This window comes from uncultured Phyllobacterium sp. (assembly GCF_902479695.1).
In the GTDB taxonomy this organism is placed as follows: Bacteria; Pseudomonadota; Alphaproteobacteria; order Rhizobiales; family Rhizobiaceae; genus Phyllobacterium; species Phyllobacterium calauticae.
Window position 1 is genome coordinate 1 of sequence record NZ_CABSQF010000008.1, and the last position, 21210, is coordinate 21210.

Sequence of the window (21210 nt, forward strand, 5' to 3'; positions counted from 1 at the left end):
GTGGCGGACAATGAAAGCAGCGAAAATCCTGCATTTACAAATGAAAAGAGAGCGCATTGCGCCCTCTTTTCGCGTCAAAAACAATGGTTTCATTCAGGCCCAGGGCAATGAATAGGTCTTGATATTCGTGTAACTCTTCATGGCCTCGGAAACGCCTTCCTTATAGCCATTTCCGGAATCCTTGATGCCGCCGAAGGGAGACATTTCAATCCGATAGCCCGGGACTTCCCAGATATTGACCGTGCCGACCTGAAGACCCGCAATGTATTTCTGCATGCGGCGGAAATCATTGGTGCATACACCCGACGATAGGCCAAAGGCGGTGGAATTGGACAGCGCTATCAAAGCATCGTCATCATCCGGAGCGCGGATAATCGGGATGATTGGACCGAAGGTTTCCTCCATGACAAGCTCGGAAGCATGGGGCACGTGATCGACAACAATCGGCGGCAGCAAGGCACCTTGCCGGCCGGGATTGTAGAGGATATCGGCACCCTGTTCTGCCGCCATATGCACGCGATCTTCGAAGAGAGCTGCAGCTCTTTCATGAACAACGGTTCCAAGATCCGTCGAGCGATCCATCGGATCACCGAAGCGCAGTTTCTTCGCCCGTTCCAGCACCAGCGGCACGAACCGGTCAGCGACCTTCCCCTGACACAGGATGCGCTTGACCGCAGTGCACCGTTGGCCGGAATTCTTGGTCGCGCCGGCAACTGCAAGATCAGCGGCTTTGGCAAGATCATCGTCGCTCAGATCATTGAGGATGATGAGCGGATCATTGCCGCCAAGTTCCAGTACGGCGCGCTTATAGCCCGCCGTGCTGGCAATCATCTTGCCGACAGGAACGCCGCCGGTGAAGGTGATGAGCTCAATGTTCGGATTGGTGATCATTTCCAGGCCGATATCCGCCGGCCACCCGGTGACAACGGACAGCATTTCCGGTGGCAAACCGGCTTCGTAGAGAATATCGGCCAGCACTAGGGCGGTCATCGGCGTCAGTTCGGTTGGCTTGCAGACAACGCAATTGTTGGTGGCGATAGCCGGAGCAATCTTGTGCGACACCATGTTGAGCGGATGATTGAAGGGCGTGATCGCGGAGATCGCCTTCAACGGCTCACGCATGGTAAAGATTTTCCGCGCCTTGCCGTGCGGGGTCAGATCACAGGAAAAAATCTGACCATCGTCCTGAATGCACATCTGCGCCGACAGAGTAAATACATCATAAGCCCGGCCCACCTCGTAGAGTGAATCGGCTTTGGAGATACCCAGTTCCAGTGTGATCAGATTGGCGATCTCTTCCCTGCGGCTGGCAAGCGCTTCGGCGGTGCGAAACAATATCTGCTGACGTTCATAACGCGTCAGCTTCGGCGTGTAATTCGCAGCGATCTGGAAAGCTTGCCGCGCATGCTCCGTGCGGCCAGCCGGAACGGTACCCATCACGGCACCGGTATAGGGGTAGTGAACCTCAATCACATCGTCTGCATCGACCTTCCGCCCTGCAATGCGCATCGGCTCGTGCCGTACTTTAAACTCTGCTTCCACTTTGACCATGATCCTATTTCCCCGCGACTTACGCCAAGGCCGCGGCCATGGCGGCATAATGGAAGGCATCGAAATTGCGCAGCTCCGGAGCATTCGGCAGATCAGGCAATTTGCGGTTGACGATGAAGGGCACCACCTGCTCGGTCAGACCACCGTGCGAACGCAATGGCTCGTTCAATGCCGCAAGGTCATGACGGTGCTCGCTGGTGCCGAGCGTCTTGTTTTCCGTGGAAAGAAAGACAATGTCACCAATCCGATCATTGGGCAGTTCGAAACGCTCGCATGCAGCAGCATTGTCGAGCACCACGTCAATGCCTTCAATCTTCGCCAAACGCGCCATGATATCGGCTTGATCGGCTTCGTCCGGCAAATACGCGGTGGCGAACGAACCCAGTGCGCCGTGATGCACGACATAGGGGTCGGTGATCGGCAGAATGACGCGAGCGGCATCCTTACCCAGCCAATCGTCGAGCAGATCCTGAACATAAATAACGTCCGGCGATCCGTCCGCCTTATGCTTGGGCTTCATGCCATGGTCAGCCGTAACGACAATCGCCGCACCCAAGGTGTCAAGTTCAGCCAGGTATTTGTCGAACATCTCATAGAATGCATTGGCCTCGGGAACACCCGGTGCATATTTGTGCTGCACATAGTCCGTGGTGGTCAGATACATCACGTCAGGTTTGAAGGTTTTCAGCAGCTTGACACCGGCCGCAAACACAAACTCCGACAATTCCGCCGAATAGACCTCCGGGACAGGTCTGCCCAGCCATGCCGACGCGTTGTCGATACCGTGCTCCGCCTTGGTTGATTTGTCAGACTTTTCTGACGAGAAGCAGATTGCGCGATCCTCATCGAACGCCAGACCATGGCCAAGCAAGGCACGTAGCTTATCCTTCGCCGTGACGACAGCCACGCGTGCACCGGCATCGTAATAGGCTTTGAAGATGGTCGGCGCACGCAGGAAGCGCGGATCGTTCATCATCACTTCCTTGCCCGTCTCGCGCTCGTAGAGATAATTGCCGCAAATGCCGTGCACAGATGGCGGGCGCCCGGTGGCAATCGACATGTTGTTGGGGTTGGTAAAGCTCGGGATGACGCTATGGGCCATGCGAACAGTGCCCTTCTCCTTGATTTTGACCAGAGCCGGCATCAGCCCCGCTTTGATCGCCTCATCGAGATAAGCAGGCTCGCAACCGTCGAGGCAGATTGCGATGGCCGTCACGCGCGGCCAAGCATAATTACGGCCGTTGACGCTGACATTGACGGGGGACATCTGGTTCATCGGAATAATCCTTGTTTATGAAGCGGTTCAGGCGGCAAGTTTGGCGCGTTCGGCGATAGCGGCGGCAGGAGGCGCCGCCGTATCAACACCCATCTCGCGCAGGGATTCTCTGGCAGCCTTGACGACGCGGCGCATGACGTGTTCGTCCATGCGGCCGATGCAGCCAACACGGAAGCTGTCCACGACGGTCAATTTGCCGGGATAAATGATAAAGCCCTTGTCTTTCATCAGTTCATAGAAGCGATCGAACGAAAAGTCCGGATGGGCAGGATTGAAGAAGGTGACGATGATCGGCGAGAGCCAGCGGTCCTTGAGCAGGGTTTCAAAGCCAAGTTCGCGCATTCCTGCGACCATCACATCGCGGTTGTTTGCGTAGCGCGCACCGCGTCCGGCAACACCACCTTCCACTTCGTGCTGGCGCAGTGCTACCAGAAAGGCTGCAACCACGTGCGTCGGCGGCGTATAGCGCCATTGCCCGGTCTTGATCAGATGCGCCCACTGCGCATGCACATCGAGGCTCAGTGAATGGCTGCGCCCCTTGGCGGCTTCCAGTTCGCTCTTGCGGGCAATGATGAAGCCGAAGCCAGGTACACCTTCGATGCATTTGTTGGCGGAAGAGACCATGGCCTCATAGCGGATTTCGTTCACATCGAGCGAGATGGCACCGAATGCACTCATCGAGTCGATCAGCAGCTTGCGCCCCTTGGCATAGACCGTCTCCGAAATCTCGTGCACCGGATTAAGGATGCCGGAGCTGGTCTCGCAGTGGACGATGATCACATGGGTAATGGCGGGATCGGCGTCGAGCGCAGCCGCAACCTCACTTCCGCGTGGGGGCATGTAGTCGCCCTTATCGATCACGGTATGGGCCCGGCCAAGATAGTCCAGCGTTTGTGCAATACGTTGGCCATACGCTCCATTGACCAAAACAAGCGTTTTACTATCCCGTGCCAGGAAACTGCCCAGCATGGCCTCAACGGCGAATGTGCCGCTTCCCTGCATAGGAATACAGTCAAACTCATCATTTTTGTCGCCGGTCAGCGCGAGGAGGCGGCGGCGCATTTCCGCGGTCATGGCGCGAAAATCGCCATCCCACGAACCCCAGTCACGCAGCATCGCCTGCTTGACAGCATAGGAGGTAGTGAGCGGACCGGGTGTCAGAAGATATGGTTCGCCAAGCTCTGGCGTTTCGAATGGGGTTACCGCTGTAGTCTGGCTTCCGGTCAACATTGTCATTCCTCCTGACTGACATGAAGTGCTCTTGTCCATCATCTCCCATGGATACGATATATATGTAAAATCGTTATTTTGTATCTATGTATAAATCTAATCGATAGATCGCGCATGAATTAAGACAACCCGGTTCGGCATGAAAACTGGTCAGGCGGGTTGAGCCAGCCGGCTTTCCAGCAGATGACCATTCTGGGTCAGGATCGGATAGGCCGCCGAGGCAAATAGAGAGTTGATCTCTTTGAACGCCCGTACTGCTTCCAGATGAATATCGCTGGTTTCGATGCTCTCCTGCGCACCGGATTGCAAACGATGCAAATGCCGTTCGTGGCTTTGGCGTTCGAGCTTGCGCATCCGCTCTTTTTCTATGACGAGTTGCCGCGCTGAAACCACATCCCCCGAAACCAGTACATTCATTGCGAGTTGCATATTGACGAGGACGCGCTCGTGAATTGCAGTCAATTCCGACCAGCCGGCCTTTGAAAAATGCAAATCCTTCTCATTTTTTTCGAGCGCAAGAACCAGAAGATTCTTGGCAATAATATCTCCGGCCCGTTCGAGATTGATACAGAAGTCTATCAACTCGATGCCCCGCTGCGCTTCTAGCGCGGTCATGATTCCACGGTTGATTTCGGCGATATAGAGCTTGATATCGGTGTGAGCGCGATTCACCTTGATGTCCAACTTTTGAGCCTGTTCGATCTGTGCCTTTGTACCGGTGTCAAGGAGTTTCATCACCGGCTGCAGCATAATCTCAACCACCTCGCCCATATGCAAAACCTCACGCGTTGCACTTGCCAAGGCCAAACTCGCAATCCGAATGACTGTCCTATCTAGCGCGCTTATGCGCTGCGAGGTCAGGTCATTCACATCGCTTTTCTGAGGCGCAATATCGGGAAGCATCAGCAAAACAAGCCGTTCGACAAGCCCGGTCAATGGAAGACAGAAAACAAGCAAACCAAGATTGAATGCCAGGTGAAAATTAACGAGCTGGCGCGCCTGGTTCGTCCCAAGCAGGTCAAGGGGGACAGCCGTCAGATGCAGTATTATCAGCGCAATCACAGCGGCGATGCCGCGAAATATGAGATTGCCAAGGGGCAATCGCCGGGCTTCCAAGCCCTGACCGCGTGTCAGCCAAAACCCGATCAAACCTCCACCAAGGTTGGCGCCCAGTATAAAGACGAATCCTACCTCTGTAGGCAAAAGACCCTGCATCGCAAATGTAACAAACAAGAGGATTGCAGCAACGCTGGAATGGATCAGCCAGGTGAAAAGTGCTGCCACGAAAAATGCTGTCAGATAATCCTCCTTGAGATAGCCTATCGCTACCGGCAAAAATTCGCTGTGCCGCAAGGGCGCGGTTGCCTCGGCAATCATGTGCAGCGACAAAAGAATGAATGCTATTCCAAGCAGAATGCGTCCAATTTGAACAATCAACCGCGACTCAAACTTGAGAAAGAGGGTTCCACCGGCCAGCAACAAGACTGGAATCATCCAACTGAGATCAAAGGACAGTATCTGTACCACCATCGCCGAACCAAGATCGGCTCCGAGTAGGATCGCAAGCCCCATCGAAACCACCAGAACACCGCTGGCGGCAAAGCCGGACGCAAGAACGGCGACCGCCGTTGAACTTTGCAGCACCACAGCAAGTGCTGCGCCCGCTGCGGCAGCCTTGATCTTACTGTTCCTTGTGCCACGCAGCGCTTCACGCAAACTGGATTCAAAAGCGCGCTCAACGCCGGTTCGAACCATACGGACAGCCCACAGCAACAGCATCGTTGCACCGGAAAGATGGAGAAGGACTAGTGAAAACTGCATAACAACGGCTCCCTCCGGAACCGTGCGAGAGGCGACTGATCCCATTACAGACTCAATTGAGCCTGCACATAAATCAAATCGTTAGTTTCGATATTTATATTAACAAAACTTATGATAAGTTCGCGCTGAACTGCTTGGGAGATATTATGCGCTACGTTCAGCTTCGTGCCTTTCACCATGTGGCAATCTACGGCGGATTTTCCCGTGCGGCCGAGATGCTGTTCCTGACCCAGCCGGCGATTTCCGATCAGGTGCGCAAGCTCGAAGAAGAATATGACATCCTGCTGTTCAATCGGAACAAGAAGCAGGTGACCCTGACGGAAGCCGGGCAACGGCTTCTGGAAATAACCCACCGCATGTTCGATACGGAGCAGCAGGCACTGGAACTTCTCTCAGAATCTCGCGCCCTGCGCGCAGGGACGTTGCGGATCGTCGCCGATGCGGCGCATCATCTCCTGCACATTCTCGGCACATTTCGCGAGCGATATCCAGGCATTCAGGTTTCCGTACGCGCAGGCAATACCGAGACTGTGATCAGCAGCCTCTATAGCTATGAGGCCGATATTGGCGTCCTGGGCGAGGTCCCTACCGGGCGTGATTTTGAAATACTCAAGCTCAATTCAACCCCTATCGTCGCCTTTGTCTCTACCGAACATCCGCTCGCCACAGCAAAATCACTTACACTGGAAGAGCTGACACATTTCCCGTTGGTCATGCGCGAGCGCGGCTCGAAAACCCGGCAAAAATTGCAGGAGCGCGCTGCCAGCATGGGCTTTGACCTCAAGCCAGCCATCGAGGCGGAAGGCCGCGAGGCCGTCCGTGAAATCGTGGCATCCGGCGCTGGCGTTGGCTTTGTGTCATCCGCCGAGTTTGGCAAGGATAATCGTCTTGTGCAGATCCCCATCGCCGGGCCGGACGTGCTGATGGACGAAGCACTCATCTGCCTGCGCGAGCGCAGCGCAGGCAAACTGGTGCGTGTCTTTCTCGACATCGCCAAGTCACTGGGACCGGCAGCCTAAGCGGCTGCCTGTACCGTCACGATATCGACCTTCACCCGGTCAGACTTAGGATCATAGGGACTGCGCATATGCGCTGTCGCCGGGTAAAGTTCGCCCGCCAGATCGATCGAGAAGCTGCCGCTTTCGATGAACTCCTTGCTGACACCATCCGGATGTTCGATCAATCCAAGCGCCACTGAACGGCCAAGCGTATGGCCATAGGCGCCCGAGCGAACCTCGCCAACCGGTTTGCCATCGCGCAATATCAGCTCGCCGCCCCAAAGCATCGGGACGCTATGATCTACCGTAAACTGCACAATACGCCGGTGTGGCACGCCGCCTTCCCTTGCCTTGACCAGCGCGTCCTTCCCGATGAAACCGCCAGGCTTGTCCAAGGCGACAGCAAAGCTAAGACCGGCTTCGAAAGGATTGATGTCAGGCGTTAGCTCGCGGCTCCAGGCACGAAAGCCCTTCTCGAGGCGCAGTGCTTCAAGTGCATAGTAACCCGCATCGATGAGCCCCAGTTCGCGCCCCGCTTCGTGCAATGTCTCGTAAACACCAACGGCAAATTCCGTCGGCACGATGAGTTCCCAGCCGAGTTCGCCGACATAGGTCATACGGTTGGCGTAGGCTGTGGCATAGCCGATGTCGATTTCGCGGATCGTCGCGAAGGGAAAGCCCTCGTTCGACAAATCCGCTGACGTGACTTTACTGAGAACAGCGCGGGAGTTTGGGCCCATCAGCGCAAGAACGGAGTAAGAGGAGGTAACATCCGTGAGACAGGCATGCGAACCTTCCGGCGTATTCCTGCGGATCCAATCAGCGTCATGCACCGCCTGAGCCGAGCCTGTCACGATGAGGAATTTATCGGCCGCAAGCCGCATCACCGTCAGATCAGTTTCATAGCCGCCGCGTTCGTTCAGCATGCCGGTATAGACTGAGCGGCCAATTTCAACATCGACGTCGGCGGCGCAAATGCGGTTGAGTACAACGCCTGCGTCCCGTCCCTGTACCAACAGTTTTGCGAAAGACGTCTGGTCAAAGAGCGCCACTGTTTCGCGGGTCGCCTTCATTTCGCGCTTCACCGCCTCATGCCAGTTCTGTCGGCCAAAGGCATATTGTGTTTGCGGCTTTTCATCCGCCGCGGCAAACCAGTTTGCCCGTTCCCATCCCATTTTCGAACCAAAGCATGCACCTTTGGCAGCAAGACGGTCATAAAGCGGCGAGCGGCGGAAGGGACGAGCCGTATCGAGCTCACGATTTGGCCAGGGCATGGCGTAGTGCAGGCCAAGCGTTTCCTTGACCCGGTCATGCAGCCATCGCGGATTGTTGTTAAACGAGGCAAAACGGCGGATATCGACCGGCCACAAATCCATGGTTGGGGCGCCATTGACGATCCATTCGGCCAGTGCCCTGCCCGCGCCGCCGGCGCTGGCAATACCCATCGAATTGAAACCTGCGCCAACAAAGAAATTCTTCAATTCCGGCGCTTCGCCAAGAATGAAGTTGTTATCGGGCGTAAAGCTCTCTGGGCCGTTGTAGAATTTGCGCACCTCCGCATGTTCCAGCTGCGGCACCCGGATCAGCGCATTCTGCATCAGTATTTCGAATTGATCCCAGTCGTCCGGCAGCAGTGCGAATTCAAAGTTCTCCGGAATGCCGCTCATTCCCCACGGCTTGGCCTCCGGCTCAAACCCGCCCATGACAAGACCGCCGACTTCTTCCTTGAAATAGATGAAACCATCGGGATCGCGCAGCACTGGAAGATCGGGATGAACGCCGTCGATCTTTCCGGTCACGATATACATGTGCTCAGCGGAATGCAGCGGAACAGACACACCGCACATCAGACCGACCTGCCGGGCCCATTGGCCCGCACAGTTCACCACGACGTCAGCAGCAATATTGCCTTGATCAGTCTCCACCCCACAGGCAACGCCGTTTTTGACGGTGATACCGGAGACCTTGACCCGCTCGATGACACGCGCACCGCGATTGCGGGCTCCCTTGGCAAGCGACTGCGTCAGATCGGTGGGATTGGCCTTGCCGTCGCCAGGCAGCCAGACAGCGCCAACCAGATCGTCCGATGCCATGACAGGCCAGATATCCGCGGCTTCCCTTGGTGAAACGACATCCACGTCAACACCCTGAGCACGCGCCGAGGCGGCGGTACGCTTCAGGACAGTCATGCGGTCCTGCGTGCGGGCAACGGCAAGCGAACCGCAGTTCTTCCAGCCGGTTGCAAGACCGGTTTCAGCCTCCAGTTCGCTGTAGAGTTTGGTCGAATATTTGATTAGGCCTGTCATGTTGGCATGGCTGCGAAGCTGCCCGACAAGGCCTGCTGCGTGCCACGTGGTGCCTCCACTGAGCTGGCCCTGTTCCAGGAGAACCACATCGGTCCAGCCAAGTTTGGTCAGGTGATAGGCGACAGAACAACCGATAATGCCCCCACCGATGATGACTACACGTGCCTGTGTTGGAAATGCTTTCGTCATGACGATCCACCCATCAAAAAGAGATGAATCATCCTACGCAGCAAAATGCAACATATCAACAATAAATATCACATAATGCAACATTCAGCGTAATGGAAACAGGAGATCCACGCCCCTTTCAACCAGAACATTCAATAGAACATCCTTGGGTCGCCGATCCGTAATGATTCCAGCCGCCTTCACAGTGTTTGAAATCTTCATCGGCGTCAGACGCCCAAACTTCGAGCTATCAAGAACGAAATATGCCTTGTGCGCCTTAGAAATCATTTGCGAGCGCAACAAGGAGCCGGCCGTTGTAAAATCGGTAATATCTCCATCCGGCGATACGGCCCCTCCCCCCAGAAACGCGATATCGATCCGAAAACGCTCGACAGCCTGCAACACATCCAAACCAGCTGCAGCCTCCTCCCGCGGATCGATTTCACCTCCGAGAATGTGAGCCTTGATGTTTGGCTGATGGCACAAGAACAAAGCAATCGCGAGACTGGAAGTGCATACGGTCAAATTCAAACGCGAACCAGCCAGTGCATGGGCAACTGCAAAAGTCGTGGTTCCGGAGTCAAGGAAGACGACCATACCATCCTCGACCAACGCCGCCGCAATTCCTCCGATAACACGCTTGCCTTGCGCGTTTTCCCGGGTCCGTTCGCCTAAACCCGGCTCAATTGCATCAAAGCGTACGGCTCCGCCGTGAATAAGTTCAAGTTGCCCCTTGTCGCCCAGGAGTTTGAGATCTCTTCGTATTGTTTCGCGTGACACCTCAAAAAATGCCGACAAATCGGCAATGCTCACAGATCCATCGGAAGCAATTCGCCTCAGGATTTCGTCGTGTCGGCGCGGAGCAAGCGCTTTGTTTGCGTGATTGTGTGATTCAGACATGATTATAAATTGCCCGCATGCTGCCCTCGTTTAAAGGTGCCACTATAAATGGTTGGACATCGGGATGAATCGCAACGGTCATACGCTAACAGTGCAATAGATATCACATTTTGCAACACAATACTTGCAGGTGCCGACGGTTCTGTTGCAACGGCTGAGCTAAGGCTTGATGCCGAACAGGATGCGACAGGCCCTTACTCAGCCAACCGCCCAGGCCGATCGTGAACTGCGCGGATCATGTCGAACTCGTCGAAATGTCGGCCGAGTTCGCGCATCGCTTCGACACGCTCCTGAACTGTCTTGCTGCGCTGCTTTGCCACCGAATCGATCAGCAGATTGAGAATCACCGTGAGGCTGGCCGACGAGTCCCAGAAGGTCTCGACAAAGGTTTCTCCCTGGAGCACGAGATCGGTATAGTCGTAGGCCCAATTGGTGAACTTGTCCGTAACGATGATCAGTGGCATGCCCATTTCCTGCGCCTTCCGCGCAAGTAGAACGCCCGTCCGCGCGTAGGCGTAGGTGTCAAGCAACAAGAGGCAATGGCTCTCGCCAACCATGTCGAATATCTCGGCGAAAACACCGGTATGGTTATCGGCAAAACGCACCCTCGGCCGAACATATTGCAGCCTGCTCGCAAAATCGATGGCCATCCCTCGCGACGCCTGGAACCCCACCACGGTCACGAACTGCGAGTTGGCCAATGCCTCAACGCAATACCGCCAGCGTGGCAGCGTCGCCAGCTTGTAGGCTTCGGTGATGGCCTCCAGCTCGCGCTCAAGGCTCTTTTCCAGAGTCTGTTCGCCCAGCGAATCGAGCCTCAGGCGCTTGAAGACGTTGTCCATGCCGACTGCCTCTGTGCCAGGAGCAGGCTTCAGCGCCTCTTTGAAATCCTTGAGGTTGGCGTAGCCGAGCTGGCGAATGAAGCGGATTACCGTCATCTCGCTGAGTCCCAGTGCTGCGGCAAGAGAGGCACCAGTCTCGTAGGGCAGACTGTCCCAGTTGTCGCGCAGGTGCGAAGCGATCATTCGCGCCGAGCGCGACCATCCCATATCCTCACCCGCAAGTCCCCGCTCAAGGATTGTATTGAGATCCGTTTCAAGGCCGCGCTTGGTGGCGCGCTTGGAGCTGTCAGCGCCCATGCTTTCCTCCCGATCTGCATCCTACCGGCTTCATCAGACGTACCCGGTCTCGACATCCATACGCGGTACGGAATCGCGGAGCAACGCCGTATATTCGCTTTGAGGCCGATCGAGCACTGTCGATGTCTCGCCCGTCTCCACCAGTCGCGCAGTGCGGAAGACTGCGATGCGATCGCAGAGTTTCCGCACGACGTCAAGGTCGTGGGAGATATAGATCACCGTCAGGTTGCGCTCGCGCCGCAGCCGGGCGAGAAGACGGATGATCTGGGCTTGAATCGTAACGTCCAAGGCCGAGGTGATCTCATCGGCGACCAGCACTTCCGGATATAATATCAGCGCGCGCGCGATCCCTACACGCTGGCACTGTCCGCCAGAAAGCTGCCGCGGGCGGCGATGGGCGAACTCCTCAGGTAGCTCCACTTGCCGCATCATGCCAAGTGCCCGGCGGCGAGCTTCGGCGGCCCCTGAAATACCGTGGCGACGGAGCGGCTCAGCGATGGCGTCGAGCACTGTCATCGCCGGATTGAGCGAATCGAACGGGTTCTGAAAGACCATCTGCACGCGGCGGCGATAGGCGGAAAGCCCTGCACCTTTCAGTCGATTGATGTCGTCGCCGCGGAAGAGAATATGTCCGCCCGACGGCACGACCAATCGCGTCAGAGCCTTCGCTATGGTGCTCTTGCCCGAGCCGCTTTCGCCGACGATCGCGAGCACCTCGCCGGGCCTCAGGTCGAAACTCACGTTGTGAACGACGGACAGGGCACCGAATGAGACGGTAAGGCCCTGGACGGAGAGGAGAGAAGGGGGAGCATCGCTCATTGCTGCATCATCCTTCCAAGCCCGTCGCTGACGAACAAAACCGAAGCCCAAGAGGATGGCGGCGAGACCTGAGAACAGGCAAATCCACCAGGCGTCAACCACATATGGCTGGCCCTCGGCGATCATTGCGCCCCATTCGGGTGTCGGGGGCTGTACACCGAGGCCGAGGAAGCCGAGGCTCGCGCCGGCGAGTACGATCATGACAACGTCAGTGGTCGCGTAGACGAGGACCATCGGCAGTATGGAGGGCATGAGGTGACGTGCGAGGATAACCGGAGTGGAATAGCCGAGCACCTTGGCTGCCAGCACGTAATCCTTGTCGCGTAGGATCGCGGTTTGCGCGCGCACCAGTCGTGCATAGGAAACCCAGCTGACCAGCGCCAGCGCGACGAAGTAGTTAGTGAGCACAGGTCCCATGAGGCTGACGATCGCAATGACAAGCACGAAGAAGGGAAACGCGATGGTCACGTCGATGAGTCGTGAGAGAACGACATCTGTCCAGTTGCCAAAATGGCCGGCGGCAAGGCCCGCGAACGTGCCGAGCACCAGTGGCATGACTACCCCCGCCAAGCCCATCCAGAGGTCGATGCGAATTGCATGGATGGTGCGACTTAAAACGTCACGGCCGAGATGATCGGCGCCGAACGGATGATGGACGGACGGCGGGGCAAGCAGGAGGAGGAACAACAGGATGGCAACGCCGAGGGAAAATTCGAGCGCGCCCTTGCGAGCGAGGAAGTCAACAATACTCATAGCTTGACCCTCGGGTCTATCAGTGAGGAGAGCACATCGACGGTCAGAGTGATCAGCACGGTCAGCAACGCGTAGACCATGGTGAGTCCTTGGATGACGTGGAAATCGCGCCCGAGTACCGAATTGACCATCAGTGTCCCGATACCGGGAACTGCATAGACGATCTCGACCACGACAGCGCCGCCAATCAGATAGGCAAGCATGACGCCGAGCAGATTGAGCGTGGGAACCAGCGAGTTGACCAGAATATGACGGGTGAAGTTCGTTCCCTCCGTCAAGCCCTTCGAACGACCGGCAACGATATAGTCCGCCTCCATTTCTTGGATCAGTGTCGCCCGCAGATTGCGCAGCAGCAGCGGCACCAGCCATAGCGCGGTGCTGACGGCGGGCAGAAACAGGTGGCGGAGATGACTAAACAGGCCCTCACCATAACTGCTTACGGGAAACCAGCCCAACTCTACCCCGAAATATCGCGACATCATCAACGCCAACCAGAAAACCGGAAAGGTTATACCAACGATAACACCTAATCGGATTGCCTGATCGGACCACCGATTGTGATTTCGTGCGGCAACCACAGCCAGCACTAGGGTGAGCGGAATGCTGATGACCAAAACGTAGGTGACGAGGAAAAGCGTCGGCGGGAGGAATTGCCAGATGAGCTCGAATACGGGTTTCTGGAAACGGAGCGAGCAGCCTAGGTCGCCTCGCAACAAGTTCCCGAGGTAAGTGGTATACTGCTCGACGAGGCCGTTGTTGAGCCCGAGTTGATTGCGCAATTGTGTCACGGCCTCTTCGCTAGCCCGGTCCCCAAGCAGGAGACGGGCCGGATCGCCCGGTGACAGATGCACAAGCTGAAAGCTGGCCAAAGTGATGCCGACTATCACCGGGAAGGTCGAAAGCAGCCGTCTCGCAAGAATCGCTAGAAATGCCATACTGGATCCACTGGTTTTTGCGTTGAACGCAGGTTTTGCCGGTGAGCCGGAACGGCACCCGTTCCGGCAAGAAAAGCCAATCAACCGCGCCGCGCGGCAGTCGTTCGGGTCTATCTGGCCAGAACAGCCTCTTCGAGAGACCATTGCAACGAAGGGCTGAGGGAGAGGCCTTCAAGGGTCTTGGCATAAGCGTTGGCATATGGCGGATAGTAGAGGGGAATCTGAGCGACCTCTTCGGTCGATATCCTCTGGATCTCGCGATAGAGCACGTCACGCTTGGTCGGCTCGAGTTCGCGCACCGCCTGTTCAGTCAACTCATTGACCTTAGGATTGTCATAGTAGGTATGGAAACTGTGCGTGCCGCAAGTGCCGCAGATCGCCCAACGCACGGCAAGATCGGGATCGTCAGTTCCTTGCCATCGTATCCACCGTCAGTGAGCAACATTCGCGCCAGCTTAGGATCGTATGCAACGACGGGCAGGTCCTTGGCGTGGTAGTCGAGAGCATCGGGCAGCGTCGTGTTGGCGGGTGTGCCGTGACCTTCGGTCATGGCCTTGGTGATGGCAGAGACATTCAGAGCATGCGCGGCTGCCTGCCGAATCTTGACGTTGTTGAATGGAGGGCGTCGTTCGTTGAGGAGTGTCATATATATGATGGTCGATGGTTCCAATGCGTCTCGCAGAGTATCGCGCGCACCGACGTTTTCGAGCTGTGCGCACGGGACATCGCGCACCGCGTCCAGCTCCCCAGACATCAGCATGGACACGCGGGTGTTCGGGTTGGCAACCTCAATGAATTCGGCGCCGCTGTTCTTTGGATAGCCCCCGCGCCAATAATTCGTATTCGGCTCAAGGATCAGTCGGTCGTTCGGACGCCATTCCCGTACCACATAGGGACCTGAGGAAACAGGCTTATCGGTAAAAGCTTTGTCGCCGCGAGTTTCGACGTCCGTCTTCGAGACGATGCCGGTGTTGAAGACCTCGAGGTTGTCCAGAGCCGGCGCGAAGCGATACTTCAATTTGACTTTCACGATATTCCCGCCCTCAGCGGTGACACGTTCGACGGCCGCCAGCGTAGCGCTATAGACTGATTTCTTATCGCTCATTGCGCGCGTCAGACTGAAGACGACATCGTCTCCTGTGATCGGAACGCCGTTGGAAAATTTTGCTGCACGAAGCGTAAAGGTAAGCTCCAACCCGTCTTTGGAAATCGTCCATTTTTCAGCAAGCCCCGGCTGGCGTTGGCCGGACGGGTCGCGGCGTAAGAGTCGTGCATAGAGTTGGCCGAAGGCTTCGATGTTTCCGGCCGATGCCGAGCGGATCGGGTCGAGCGTCGTCGTCACATACGGTGAACCGATGCGGATCAATTCCTCGGCCGAGACCGCATTCGACAACAGCAGAGCTACAAGGGCACATGCTGGGATGATGTACTTCCGTTTCATGCAACTTGCCCTTCTCTGGTTATGGCTCTTCTGGCCAGTTTCCACTTTACAGCGATATAAATATAACCTAAATTTCAATGCATGTTATTTACATATCAAAATTTGGGGGAACGATGGAGAGGCAGGAGAGAAAACGGCGCGGCCGCGAGCTGGAACTGGACTTCCAGGGCCGCACGGGTATCTGGAATGCGATTACCGATGTGCCGAACGTGACGGTCGGCTATCGGACGATCATCGAGGGCGATGGGCCGCTGCGTGTCGGCGAAGGTCCAGTGCGTACGGGCGTTACAGCCATCCTGCCGCGCAGGAACACAAAAGAGATGCAACCCGTATGGGCAGGCATCCACGCGCTAAACGGCAACGGCGAGATGACCGGTAGTCACTGGATACGCCATGCCGGCCATTTTTCGGGGCCAATCTGCCTTACCAACACCCACAGCGTCGGAGCCGTACACGCTGCCGCCACGAAATGGATGATCCGCGAGTACGCTGAGGAATTCCTCACCGATCACGTCTGGGCCATGCCCGTCGTGGCTGAAACCTATGATGGTGTGCTGAATGACATCAATGGCCAGCATGTGCGGGAGGAACACGTGATGCAGGCGCTCGCGGCAGCAACATCCGGGTCACTCGCGGAGGGCAATGTCGGGGGCGGCACCGGCATGATCGCCTATGAGTTCAAAGGCGGCACCGGTACGGCCTCCCGGATCGTACGTCTTGCGGGGCAAGACTACACTGTCGGTGTCTTGGTACAGGCGAATTATGGATTACGCGACTGGTTGACCATGCTCGGGGTCCCAGTCGGCCGACATCTTCGCGAGAACCGGATGTACGATGCCGAGCAAGGTTCGATCATCGCCGTCATTGCAACCGATATCCCGCTCTTGCCAAATCAACTCGAACGTATCGCTCAGCGTGGCGGGATTGGCATTTCCCGCAGCGGTAGTCCCGGCGGCAACAGCTCTGGGGACATTTTCCTTGCCTTCACCACTGCCAATGCCTTTACCAGACGCGAACTCGCCACCGCTTCGCGCCGGATGGAATGCATTCCCGACGACTGGCTCAACCCGGTATATCTTGCGGCGGTCGATGCGATCGATGAAGCCGTCATTAATGCAATGCTGGCAGCAGAGGACATGACTTGCCTCAAACCGCGCAAAGGCAGCATCTGCAAAGCCATTGATCCCAACCGCCTGTTGCAGGTTCTGGCAGCAGCCAGAAATACAATGGCAGATAGTTGATCAATATGCATTCAACGGTGCGGCAGGCTCGAATATTGCTGTCTGTATTGTTCGGAACGGACCTTACCAATGATCGGCTGCGTTCTAAGAGCGAATATTGGGGCGGATGAGTATCCCACAGACCATTGCACGTATTTCAAATCTACATCTGCATCCGGGTTGAGGCTTCGTAATAAATTGCGAAAATATCTGAAACCACCGCTAATACTTGCTGTATCCATCTGGCTTCTTGCCTTGCTGATCTATGCGTCGGCGTCGGCGATTGTGATCTTTCGGGACAAGTCAGACGCGTTCTCCGCAAAAGCGGACGACATGGCAACCTGCCTTGACCGCCGCATTGCCCAGAATTTTGCGATCGTCAGATCCTTCGAAGTTTTCGCAACCCTGTCCGGCAAGGAGGCCACGGACATATTTGGCGCCTTGGTCCGCCACACGATGGAACAGAACCCAAGAATCCGCCAAGTCAATCTGTATCAGCATGGCCATGACGACAATCCTTTCTCCACCACGCTCGTTGCAAATTACCCGCCTGGAGAAAATGATGAGGCCGTACGCTCAATCGTATCCGATGTGGTGAAACAGCCTCTCGATACGATCCGTGGTTTTGCCGACCCGCGTTTTCCCGGACGATTTTTCACGGCCGTTCACTCCGAACGCAATAATTTTCATTATACGATTGTCATGCTCGTGGACGTGAAGGAAATGCTTGGGGCCCTCTTGTCAGAAGCCTCCGCCAAAATTGAGTGGGTCATTGGTGGTGTACCGACCATTCCACCGGGACAGCAGCCCTCCGGCCTCAGCCGCCTGCTTACGCTGGAGAAAACCATCATCGCGGGCCCGAACACGCTCGCGCCACAAGATTTTACCTGGTTTCCTGACGGAACCGCGTTTCGTATAAGCGAGACCGTCAATCTCGGCGCGCTGTTTGATGCATTGGATTTCCTTGTTTATTGCGGCCTCTCGACGATTGCTGTCGTGGCCGGATATTCCGCCTTGCATCAACGCCAGCTTTCCAAACGCCTGCAACAATCCGAGGAAGAGGCACGGGGCCGGGCTGCAAGATTGGAAAAGGAGAACCGTCTTGAGCACGCCGCGCGTGTCAACGCTGTCGGGGAACTCGCCGCCGGTATCATCCATGAACTGGCCCAGCCCCTCACCTCCTTGCTCAGTCAAAGCCAAGCAAGTCTCGTAATGCTCGAGCAGAAAGAAACTCAAATCGACCTCGTGCAACGCGCTATGGTTGCCAACATCAGGGATGCGAAAAGGGCCAGCAGGATATTGGGAAAGATTCGCGATTATATTGTCCAGACAACCATCGCACCCGAGATCACAAATCTGAACATTGCAATTCGGGACATCGTCGAAATCCTCAGCCTGGATATCGAACGGCATGGCGTCTCCCTTGCCCTGCACCTTGCAGAACCATCACCTGTTGCCAACATCAACAAAACAGAACTTGAGCAGGTGATCCACAACCTCCTCCGCAATGCACTTGACGCGCTGAACCTGTCGGAGCAAATGAACAAGCGTATCACGATTGAAACACGCGCTGAGCCAAACGAATCCATCATTCGCGTATCGGACAACGGACCCGGTTTGAGTGATGATATCCTTTCGCAACTGTTTCAACCTTTCTTCACCACCAAGAGCGATGGCATGGGATTAGGCCTTTCCCTGTGCCAAAGGATCATACAGCGTGCCAGCGGAGTACTCACGGCTGCAAACAATGAAGGCGCCGCCTTCACGATCAAGCTACCGAGGACGGAAGCGGTTAGGCAAAGTATAATGACAATGGACGAGGTCTTTGCTGCCAGCGATCGCTATATCGATCAAAAATGCATCCAAATAGCCTGACGGGACCTGTTTTGAAACAGATCAATCATCTGCCTCCCTAACGAACTTGCCATGGGATGTGGCGGCAAACCTTACGTCTCCAACCCGGAAATTCCAGGCTTTTTCTCCCAGGAACTCCCAGCTGCAAGAATGCAGCTCTTGCCCGAGACATCTGTAATGACGATGGTCCATGTGGCCCCATGGGGAGAAAGAAACAGCTCAAGGATCGCCTTATCCCCAATCAGGCCGAAAGCCCCTTGAAGTTCCTGGAACTCATTCCTCAAATATTCGGCAATCAGAGCATGCTTTGCGCAGACGATTTCCTGCGTGTTGGCAGCCGTACCACTCGCGGCAACCAATGCTGCCGCAAGCATGGATATCATCGTTCTGTGGATGTAAATGCGCTTCATAACGCACCTCCTTGGCCGAATCCGAACCGGCAACAGGCGCGTTGTTGCGCTCAGTATACCGGAAGGATGACAGCCCGTCGCTTCATACGCACCGTCTCGCTCCTTTCTGCGTTTCGGTTCCCGTCCGTGGAACCAGCAAGCGCTGATTTCACTTATGAATCACGTGGGGATTTTTCATCCGAACTTCAAGCCAAGAGCCCCCGGCATCAATGCCGCAGCCCCATTTTTGTGCAAACAACGCGACAGCACCAAACCTGGATCACCCAAAGGGGCAGGCGACGAGCAATTCTTCAACCATACGAAAACTTCGAGCGGCTTGATAATTTTTCACAAAAGGGAAGTGAAGCGTGACGATTCTTGTGACCGGTGCGACCGGCCTTGTAGGAACGCGGCTTCTACCGCGCCTCGTGGAGGCAGGCATGGATTGTCGCGCGCTCGTCCGCAGCGGCAAAATCTTCCTGCCGGCGTGACCGCCGTGGAGGGCGACCTCTTTGACCCTGCCTCGCTCGTGCGGGCGGTGCGGGATGTCTCGGCGATCATCCATCTCGCCGCAGTTTTCCGCTCGCCCTGACCGGGGTAATGGATCCATCGTCCGAACCGCTAGCGAACCCTTGGTACCTCCACATAAATGGTTCGCTTGCCCGTAGTCTCGGCTTCCAGCCGACTATGAGAACCATATTTCAGGCTGTGCAGGAAAAGCTGCGGTGACGCGGCTCCGGCGGCTGGGCTAAAACGTCAATCTCCACCGCGTTAGATGGAGAGCCTCAACAGTTTGTTCTCGGTTAGACCGAGTCTGCCCAAGGCACTGCAACGTACGAATGGTCGCATAATCCCGCTAGTTTTGCAGGCGCTCGCTCGGTTTGCAAAGGAAGCAAAGCTCGCTATGCAATGGCGCCGTTAGCCCGGCGAAAATGATCGCCCCATCATAGGGCATCAAAATCTCGCTGCCATCGGCACGTCTTCCGATAAGTTCCCCTTTGTTCACTGGTTCGCCAGCGGCAAATTGTTTTACCAGATGGTCCTCATCATGATCGGCGAGAATGGCATCGCAAATTTCCAGCACACGTGGTGTTTGGGCTTGTGGCCGCGCATCCGCAATCAGACCAAGAGATGCCATGCCATTGACGACGCAGTCATAACCAACCTGTGGTCCCTTCGGGTCTAGATGCTGGCCGCATTCAACGGTAACCCCATAGCCGCCGGCAAAGCGCATAAATTCAGTTGTGCCTATACCATGCAGTGACGACAGGCCTTCGGTTACGCCTGCATCGCGTTTTTGCTTTAGTGCTTTTTCATGCGCAGGAAGCCAGCCATGCACAACCAGCGGAAGATCAAGTGCTTTCGCCAGTGTATTCTCTGCCGCTTCATGGGCAAAAGGCTCAAGCGATCCGTTATTATCCCGTGGGCCTATCAGTGCGAAAGCTTCGCCTTCCGAGCTGAAAGAATGCAAATCAATCAACACATCATGGGCACGGAGCAGCGGGCACATGACGTTGGCCACGCGATCTTCATTGTCCTGAGGCATGGCACTTTCCGCAAGATTGCGATTAAAATTGCGGTCTCCGATACGGGTATTCTTGCGGAAGGCAAGCCCGTTGACCACCGGCACAAAAGTAACCTGGCCGCATTCCAGTTCTCTTTGGCCTGTACGAAACTCACTGATCAAACGGCTGATCGCATAAGGGCCGGCTGGCTCGTTGCCATGGACAGAACCCGTAACAATCAGACGAGGGCCAGGTTTCATACCGTGAAACGTAACGCTCTCAATGGATTTTGGCGGCGCGCTGACAAAGGGTGCGAGCGGCGTCACCGGATCATCAATTGAAGTGATGTCGACGACCATGCCGGGGCGCAGACGCCGTGCCAGTTCCATCAAATGCTCATGCGCCACGACCACGCAGCCGGATGTGCCGCTGTAATCCGGCCGCGCCGTGTGCATGAAAATGGCTGAACCGCCGCGAGCGTCAGGCAGTGCGTCATTCCAGCCGACAGGTATGATCAGATCAAACAACCTTTCGCCGCGGCGTGAAACTTGTGTTTCATCCGTTTCGAACACCAGCTGATTATAGAAGGGGCTGTCGGCATCTTCTATCCAGCGGTAATTTTCAGGCTTGGGCAAAAACGGAAAATCGAAGCCACGAGGCTCGTCGCCGAAAACCGTCGGATCATAAAAACCGTAACGCAAAGGATGACGGCCACGCGGCGTTTTACCGTCGCCTTCGCGTTTCAACTGCGGATCCACCAGCCCGTTGCGGCCAATGGCGCATTTGACGGTCCAGTCACCGATGGTCAGCAGACCAATATGCGGGGTTTGTGGGTCATACCCTGTGCGCACAACAATTGTGGGCTGTTCGAGTGTTCCGACCATAAACGGGTTTTGACTCATGGG

General features: G+C 55.9%; 18 protein-coding genes. 5 read left to right on the forward strand and 13 right to left on the reverse strand.

What is annotated here, in order from left to right:
• Positions 1 to 93: 93 nt before the first annotated feature.
• The 4 genes from phnY to RDL77_RS06795 all read right to left on the reverse strand — a co-directional run bounded on the left by phnY (position 94) and on the right by RDL77_RS06795 (position 5878).
• Positions 94 to 1551 (reverse strand): phosphonoacetaldehyde dehydrogenase, encoded by a 1458-nt coding sequence (gene phnY, locus RDL77_RS06780; RefSeq protein ID WP_288192272.1) that lies wholly within the window; start codon positions 1549 to 1551, stop codon positions 94 to 96.
• Positions 1552 to 1570: 19 nt separating this feature from the next.
• The gene (gene phnA / locus RDL77_RS06785; RefSeq protein WP_288192273.1) at positions 1571 to 2827 is read right to left on the reverse strand and encodes a phosphonoacetate hydrolase; all 1257 of its coding nucleotides are present in this window, start codon (positions 2825 to 2827) and stop codon (positions 1571 to 1573) included.
• 27 nt (positions 2828 to 2854) lie between these two features.
• Positions 2855 to 4057 carry a 2-aminoethylphosphonate--pyruvate transaminase gene (locus tag RDL77_RS06790; protein ID WP_288192384.1) on the reverse strand — a complete coding sequence of 401 codons (1203 nt, stop codon included), beginning with the start codon at positions 4055 to 4057 and terminating at the stop codon, positions 2855 to 2857.
• Positions 4058 to 4207: 150 nt separating this feature from the next.
• Entirely contained in the window at positions 4208 to 5878 is a 1671-nt protein-coding gene (locus tag RDL77_RS06795) for a Na/Pi cotransporter family protein (RefSeq protein WP_288192274.1), read from the reverse strand.
• A 146-nt stretch (positions 5879 to 6024) separates the two neighbouring features.
• On the opposite strand from RDL77_RS06795, the gene RDL77_RS06800 reads away from it, so the two are divergent.
• Positions 6025 to 6897 (forward strand): LysR substrate-binding domain-containing protein, encoded by an 873-nt coding sequence (locus tag RDL77_RS06800; protein ID WP_288192275.1) that lies wholly within the window; start codon positions 6025 to 6027, stop codon positions 6895 to 6897.
• Here the strand turns inward: RDL77_RS06800 and RDL77_RS06805 are convergent.
• The 7 genes from RDL77_RS06805 to RDL77_RS06835 form a co-directional block, all read right to left on the reverse strand.
• Positions 6894 to 9371 carry an FAD-dependent oxidoreductase gene (locus RDL77_RS06805; RefSeq protein WP_288192276.1) on the reverse strand — a complete coding sequence of 826 codons (2478 nt, stop codon included), beginning with the start codon at positions 9369 to 9371 and terminating at the stop codon, positions 6894 to 6896. The genes RDL77_RS06800 and RDL77_RS06805 overlap by 4 nt on opposite strands.
• Before the next feature lie 84 nt (positions 9372 to 9455).
• Positions 9456 to 10250, reverse strand: coding sequence for a DeoR/GlpR family DNA-binding transcription regulator (locus tag RDL77_RS06810; RefSeq protein WP_223614512.1), 795 nt, complete (start codon positions 10248 to 10250; stop codon positions 9456 to 9458).
• Positions 10251 to 10444: 194 nt separating this feature from the next.
• Positions 10445 to 11389 carry a MurR/RpiR family transcriptional regulator gene (locus tag RDL77_RS06815; protein WP_223614513.1) on the reverse strand — a complete coding sequence of 315 codons (945 nt, stop codon included), beginning with the start codon at positions 11387 to 11389 and terminating at the stop codon, positions 10445 to 10447.
• A gap of 33 nt (positions 11390 to 11422) precedes the next feature.
• Positions 11423 to 12961, reverse strand: a complete 1539-nt coding sequence (locus tag RDL77_RS06820; protein ID WP_288192277.1) for an ATP-binding cassette domain-containing protein — start codon at positions 12959 to 12961, stop codon at positions 11423 to 11425.
• Complete coding sequence (locus RDL77_RS06825) at positions 12958 to 13896, reverse strand: ABC transporter permease (RefSeq protein WP_288192278.1); 939 nt, start codon at positions 13894 to 13896, stop codon at positions 12958 to 12960. The genes RDL77_RS06820 and RDL77_RS06825 overlap by 4 nt, the downstream gene beginning before the upstream one ends.
• 110 nt (positions 13897 to 14006) lie before the next feature.
• Positions 14007 to 14210: a hypothetical protein gene (locus RDL77_RS06830; protein ID WP_288192279.1), complete on the reverse strand. Its 204-nt coding sequence runs from the start codon at positions 14208 to 14210 to the stop codon at positions 14007 to 14009.
• A complete protein-coding gene (locus RDL77_RS06835) occupies positions 14207 to 15337 on the reverse strand; it encodes an ABC transporter substrate-binding protein (protein WP_288192280.1) in 1131 nt (376 codons plus the stop codon). Before RDL77_RS06835 ends, RDL77_RS06830 begins: the two co-directional genes overlap by 4 nt.
• Positions 15338 to 15450: 113 nt before the next feature.
• On the opposite strand from RDL77_RS06835, the gene RDL77_RS06840 reads away from it, so the two are divergent.
• Both RDL77_RS06840 and RDL77_RS06845 read left to right on the forward strand, forming a co-directional pair.
• Positions 15451 to 16578 carry a P1 family peptidase gene (locus RDL77_RS06840; protein WP_288192281.1) on the forward strand — a complete coding sequence of 376 codons (1128 nt, stop codon included), beginning with the start codon at positions 15451 to 15453 and terminating at the stop codon, positions 16576 to 16578.
• Positions 16579 to 16647: 69 nt separating this feature from the next.
• A complete protein-coding gene (locus RDL77_RS06845) occupies positions 16648 to 18432 on the forward strand; it encodes a sensor histidine kinase (RefSeq protein WP_288192282.1) in 1785 nt (594 codons plus the stop codon).
• Positions 18433 to 18503: 71 nt separating this feature from the next.
• Here RDL77_RS06845 and RDL77_RS06850 read toward each other — a convergent pair whose 3' ends face one another.
• Positions 18504 to 18821 carry a hypothetical protein gene (locus RDL77_RS06850; RefSeq protein ID WP_288192283.1) on the reverse strand — a complete coding sequence of 106 codons (318 nt, stop codon included), beginning with the start codon at positions 18819 to 18821 and terminating at the stop codon, positions 18504 to 18506.
• A gap of 359 nt (positions 18822 to 19180) precedes the next feature.
• On the opposite strand from RDL77_RS06850, the gene RDL77_RS24815 reads away from it, so the two are divergent.
• A complete protein-coding gene (locus RDL77_RS24815) occupies positions 19181 to 19291 on the forward strand; it encodes a hypothetical protein (RefSeq protein ID WP_353884993.1) in 111 nt (36 codons plus the stop codon).
• A complete protein-coding gene (locus tag RDL77_RS06855; RefSeq protein ID WP_288192284.1) occupies positions 19246 to 19392 on the forward strand; it encodes a hypothetical protein in 147 nt (48 codons plus the stop codon). The genes RDL77_RS24815 and RDL77_RS06855 overlap by 46 nt, the downstream gene beginning before the upstream one ends.
• 264 nt (positions 19393 to 19656) lie before the next feature.
• On the opposite strand, the gene RDL77_RS06860 is transcribed toward RDL77_RS06855, so the two are convergent.
• Positions 19657 to 21207 (reverse strand): succinylglutamate desuccinylase/aspartoacylase family protein, encoded by a 1551-nt coding sequence (locus tag RDL77_RS06860; protein WP_288192285.1) that lies wholly within the window; start codon positions 21205 to 21207, stop codon positions 19657 to 19659.
• Between the last annotated feature and the right edge of the window lie 3 nt (positions 21208 to 21210).

What these genes read in the sequence shown, in the direction of transcription:
- RDL77_RS06840 (WP_288192281.1), top strand. Translation starts at nt 15,451, where the DNA reads ATGGAGAGGCAGGAGAGAAAACGGCGCGGCCGCGAGCTGGAACTGGAC.
- RDL77_RS06845 (WP_288192282.1), top strand. Translation starts at nt 16,648, where the DNA reads ATGATCGGCTGCGTTCTAAGAGCGAATATTGGGGCGGATGAGTATCCC.
- RDL77_RS06795 (WP_288192274.1), bottom strand. Translation starts at nt 5,878, where the DNA reads ATGCAGTTTTCACTAGTCCTTCTCCATCTTTCCGGTGCAACGATGCTG.
- phnY (WP_288192272.1), bottom strand. Translation starts at nt 1,551, where the DNA reads ATGGTCAAAGTGGAAGCAGAGTTTAAAGTACGGCACGAGCCGATGCGC.
- RDL77_RS06800 (WP_288192275.1), top strand. Translation starts at nt 6,025, where the DNA reads ATGCGCTACGTTCAGCTTCGTGCCTTTCACCATGTGGCAATCTACGGC.
- RDL77_RS06790 (WP_288192384.1), bottom strand. Translation starts at nt 4,057, where the DNA reads ATGTTGACCGGAAGCCAGACTACAGCGGTAACCCCATTCGAAACGCCA.
- RDL77_RS06805 (WP_288192276.1), bottom strand. Translation starts at nt 9,371, where the DNA reads ATGACGAAAGCATTTCCAACACAGGCACGTGTAGTCATCATCGGTGGG.
- RDL77_RS06810 (WP_223614512.1), bottom strand. Translation starts at nt 10,250, where the DNA reads ATGTCTGAATCACACAATCACGCAAACAAAGCGCTTGCTCCGCGCCGA.
- phnA (WP_288192273.1), bottom strand. Translation starts at nt 2,827, where the DNA reads ATGAACCAGATGTCCCCCGTCAATGTCAGCGTCAACGGCCGTAATTAT.
- RDL77_RS06835 (WP_288192280.1), bottom strand. Translation starts at nt 15,337, where the DNA reads ATGAAACGGAAGTACATCATCCCAGCATGTGCCCTTGTAGCTCTGCTG.
- RDL77_RS06860 (WP_288192285.1), bottom strand. Translation starts at nt 21,207, where the DNA reads ATGAGTCAAAACCCGTTTATGGTCGGAACACTCGAACAGCCCACAATT.
- RDL77_RS06820 (WP_288192277.1), bottom strand. Translation starts at nt 12,961, where the DNA reads ATGAGTATTGTTGACTTCCTCGCTCGCAAGGGCGCGCTCGAATTTTCC.
- RDL77_RS06825 (WP_288192278.1), bottom strand. Translation starts at nt 13,896, where the DNA reads ATGGCATTTCTAGCGATTCTTGCGAGACGGCTGCTTTCGACCTTCCCG.
- RDL77_RS06850 (WP_288192283.1), bottom strand. Translation starts at nt 18,821, where the DNA reads ATGAAGCGCATTTACATCCACAGAACGATGATATCCATGCTTGCGGCA.
- RDL77_RS06815 (WP_223614513.1), bottom strand. Translation starts at nt 11,389, where the DNA reads ATGGGCGCTGACAGCTCCAAGCGCGCCACCAAGCGCGGCCTTGAAACG.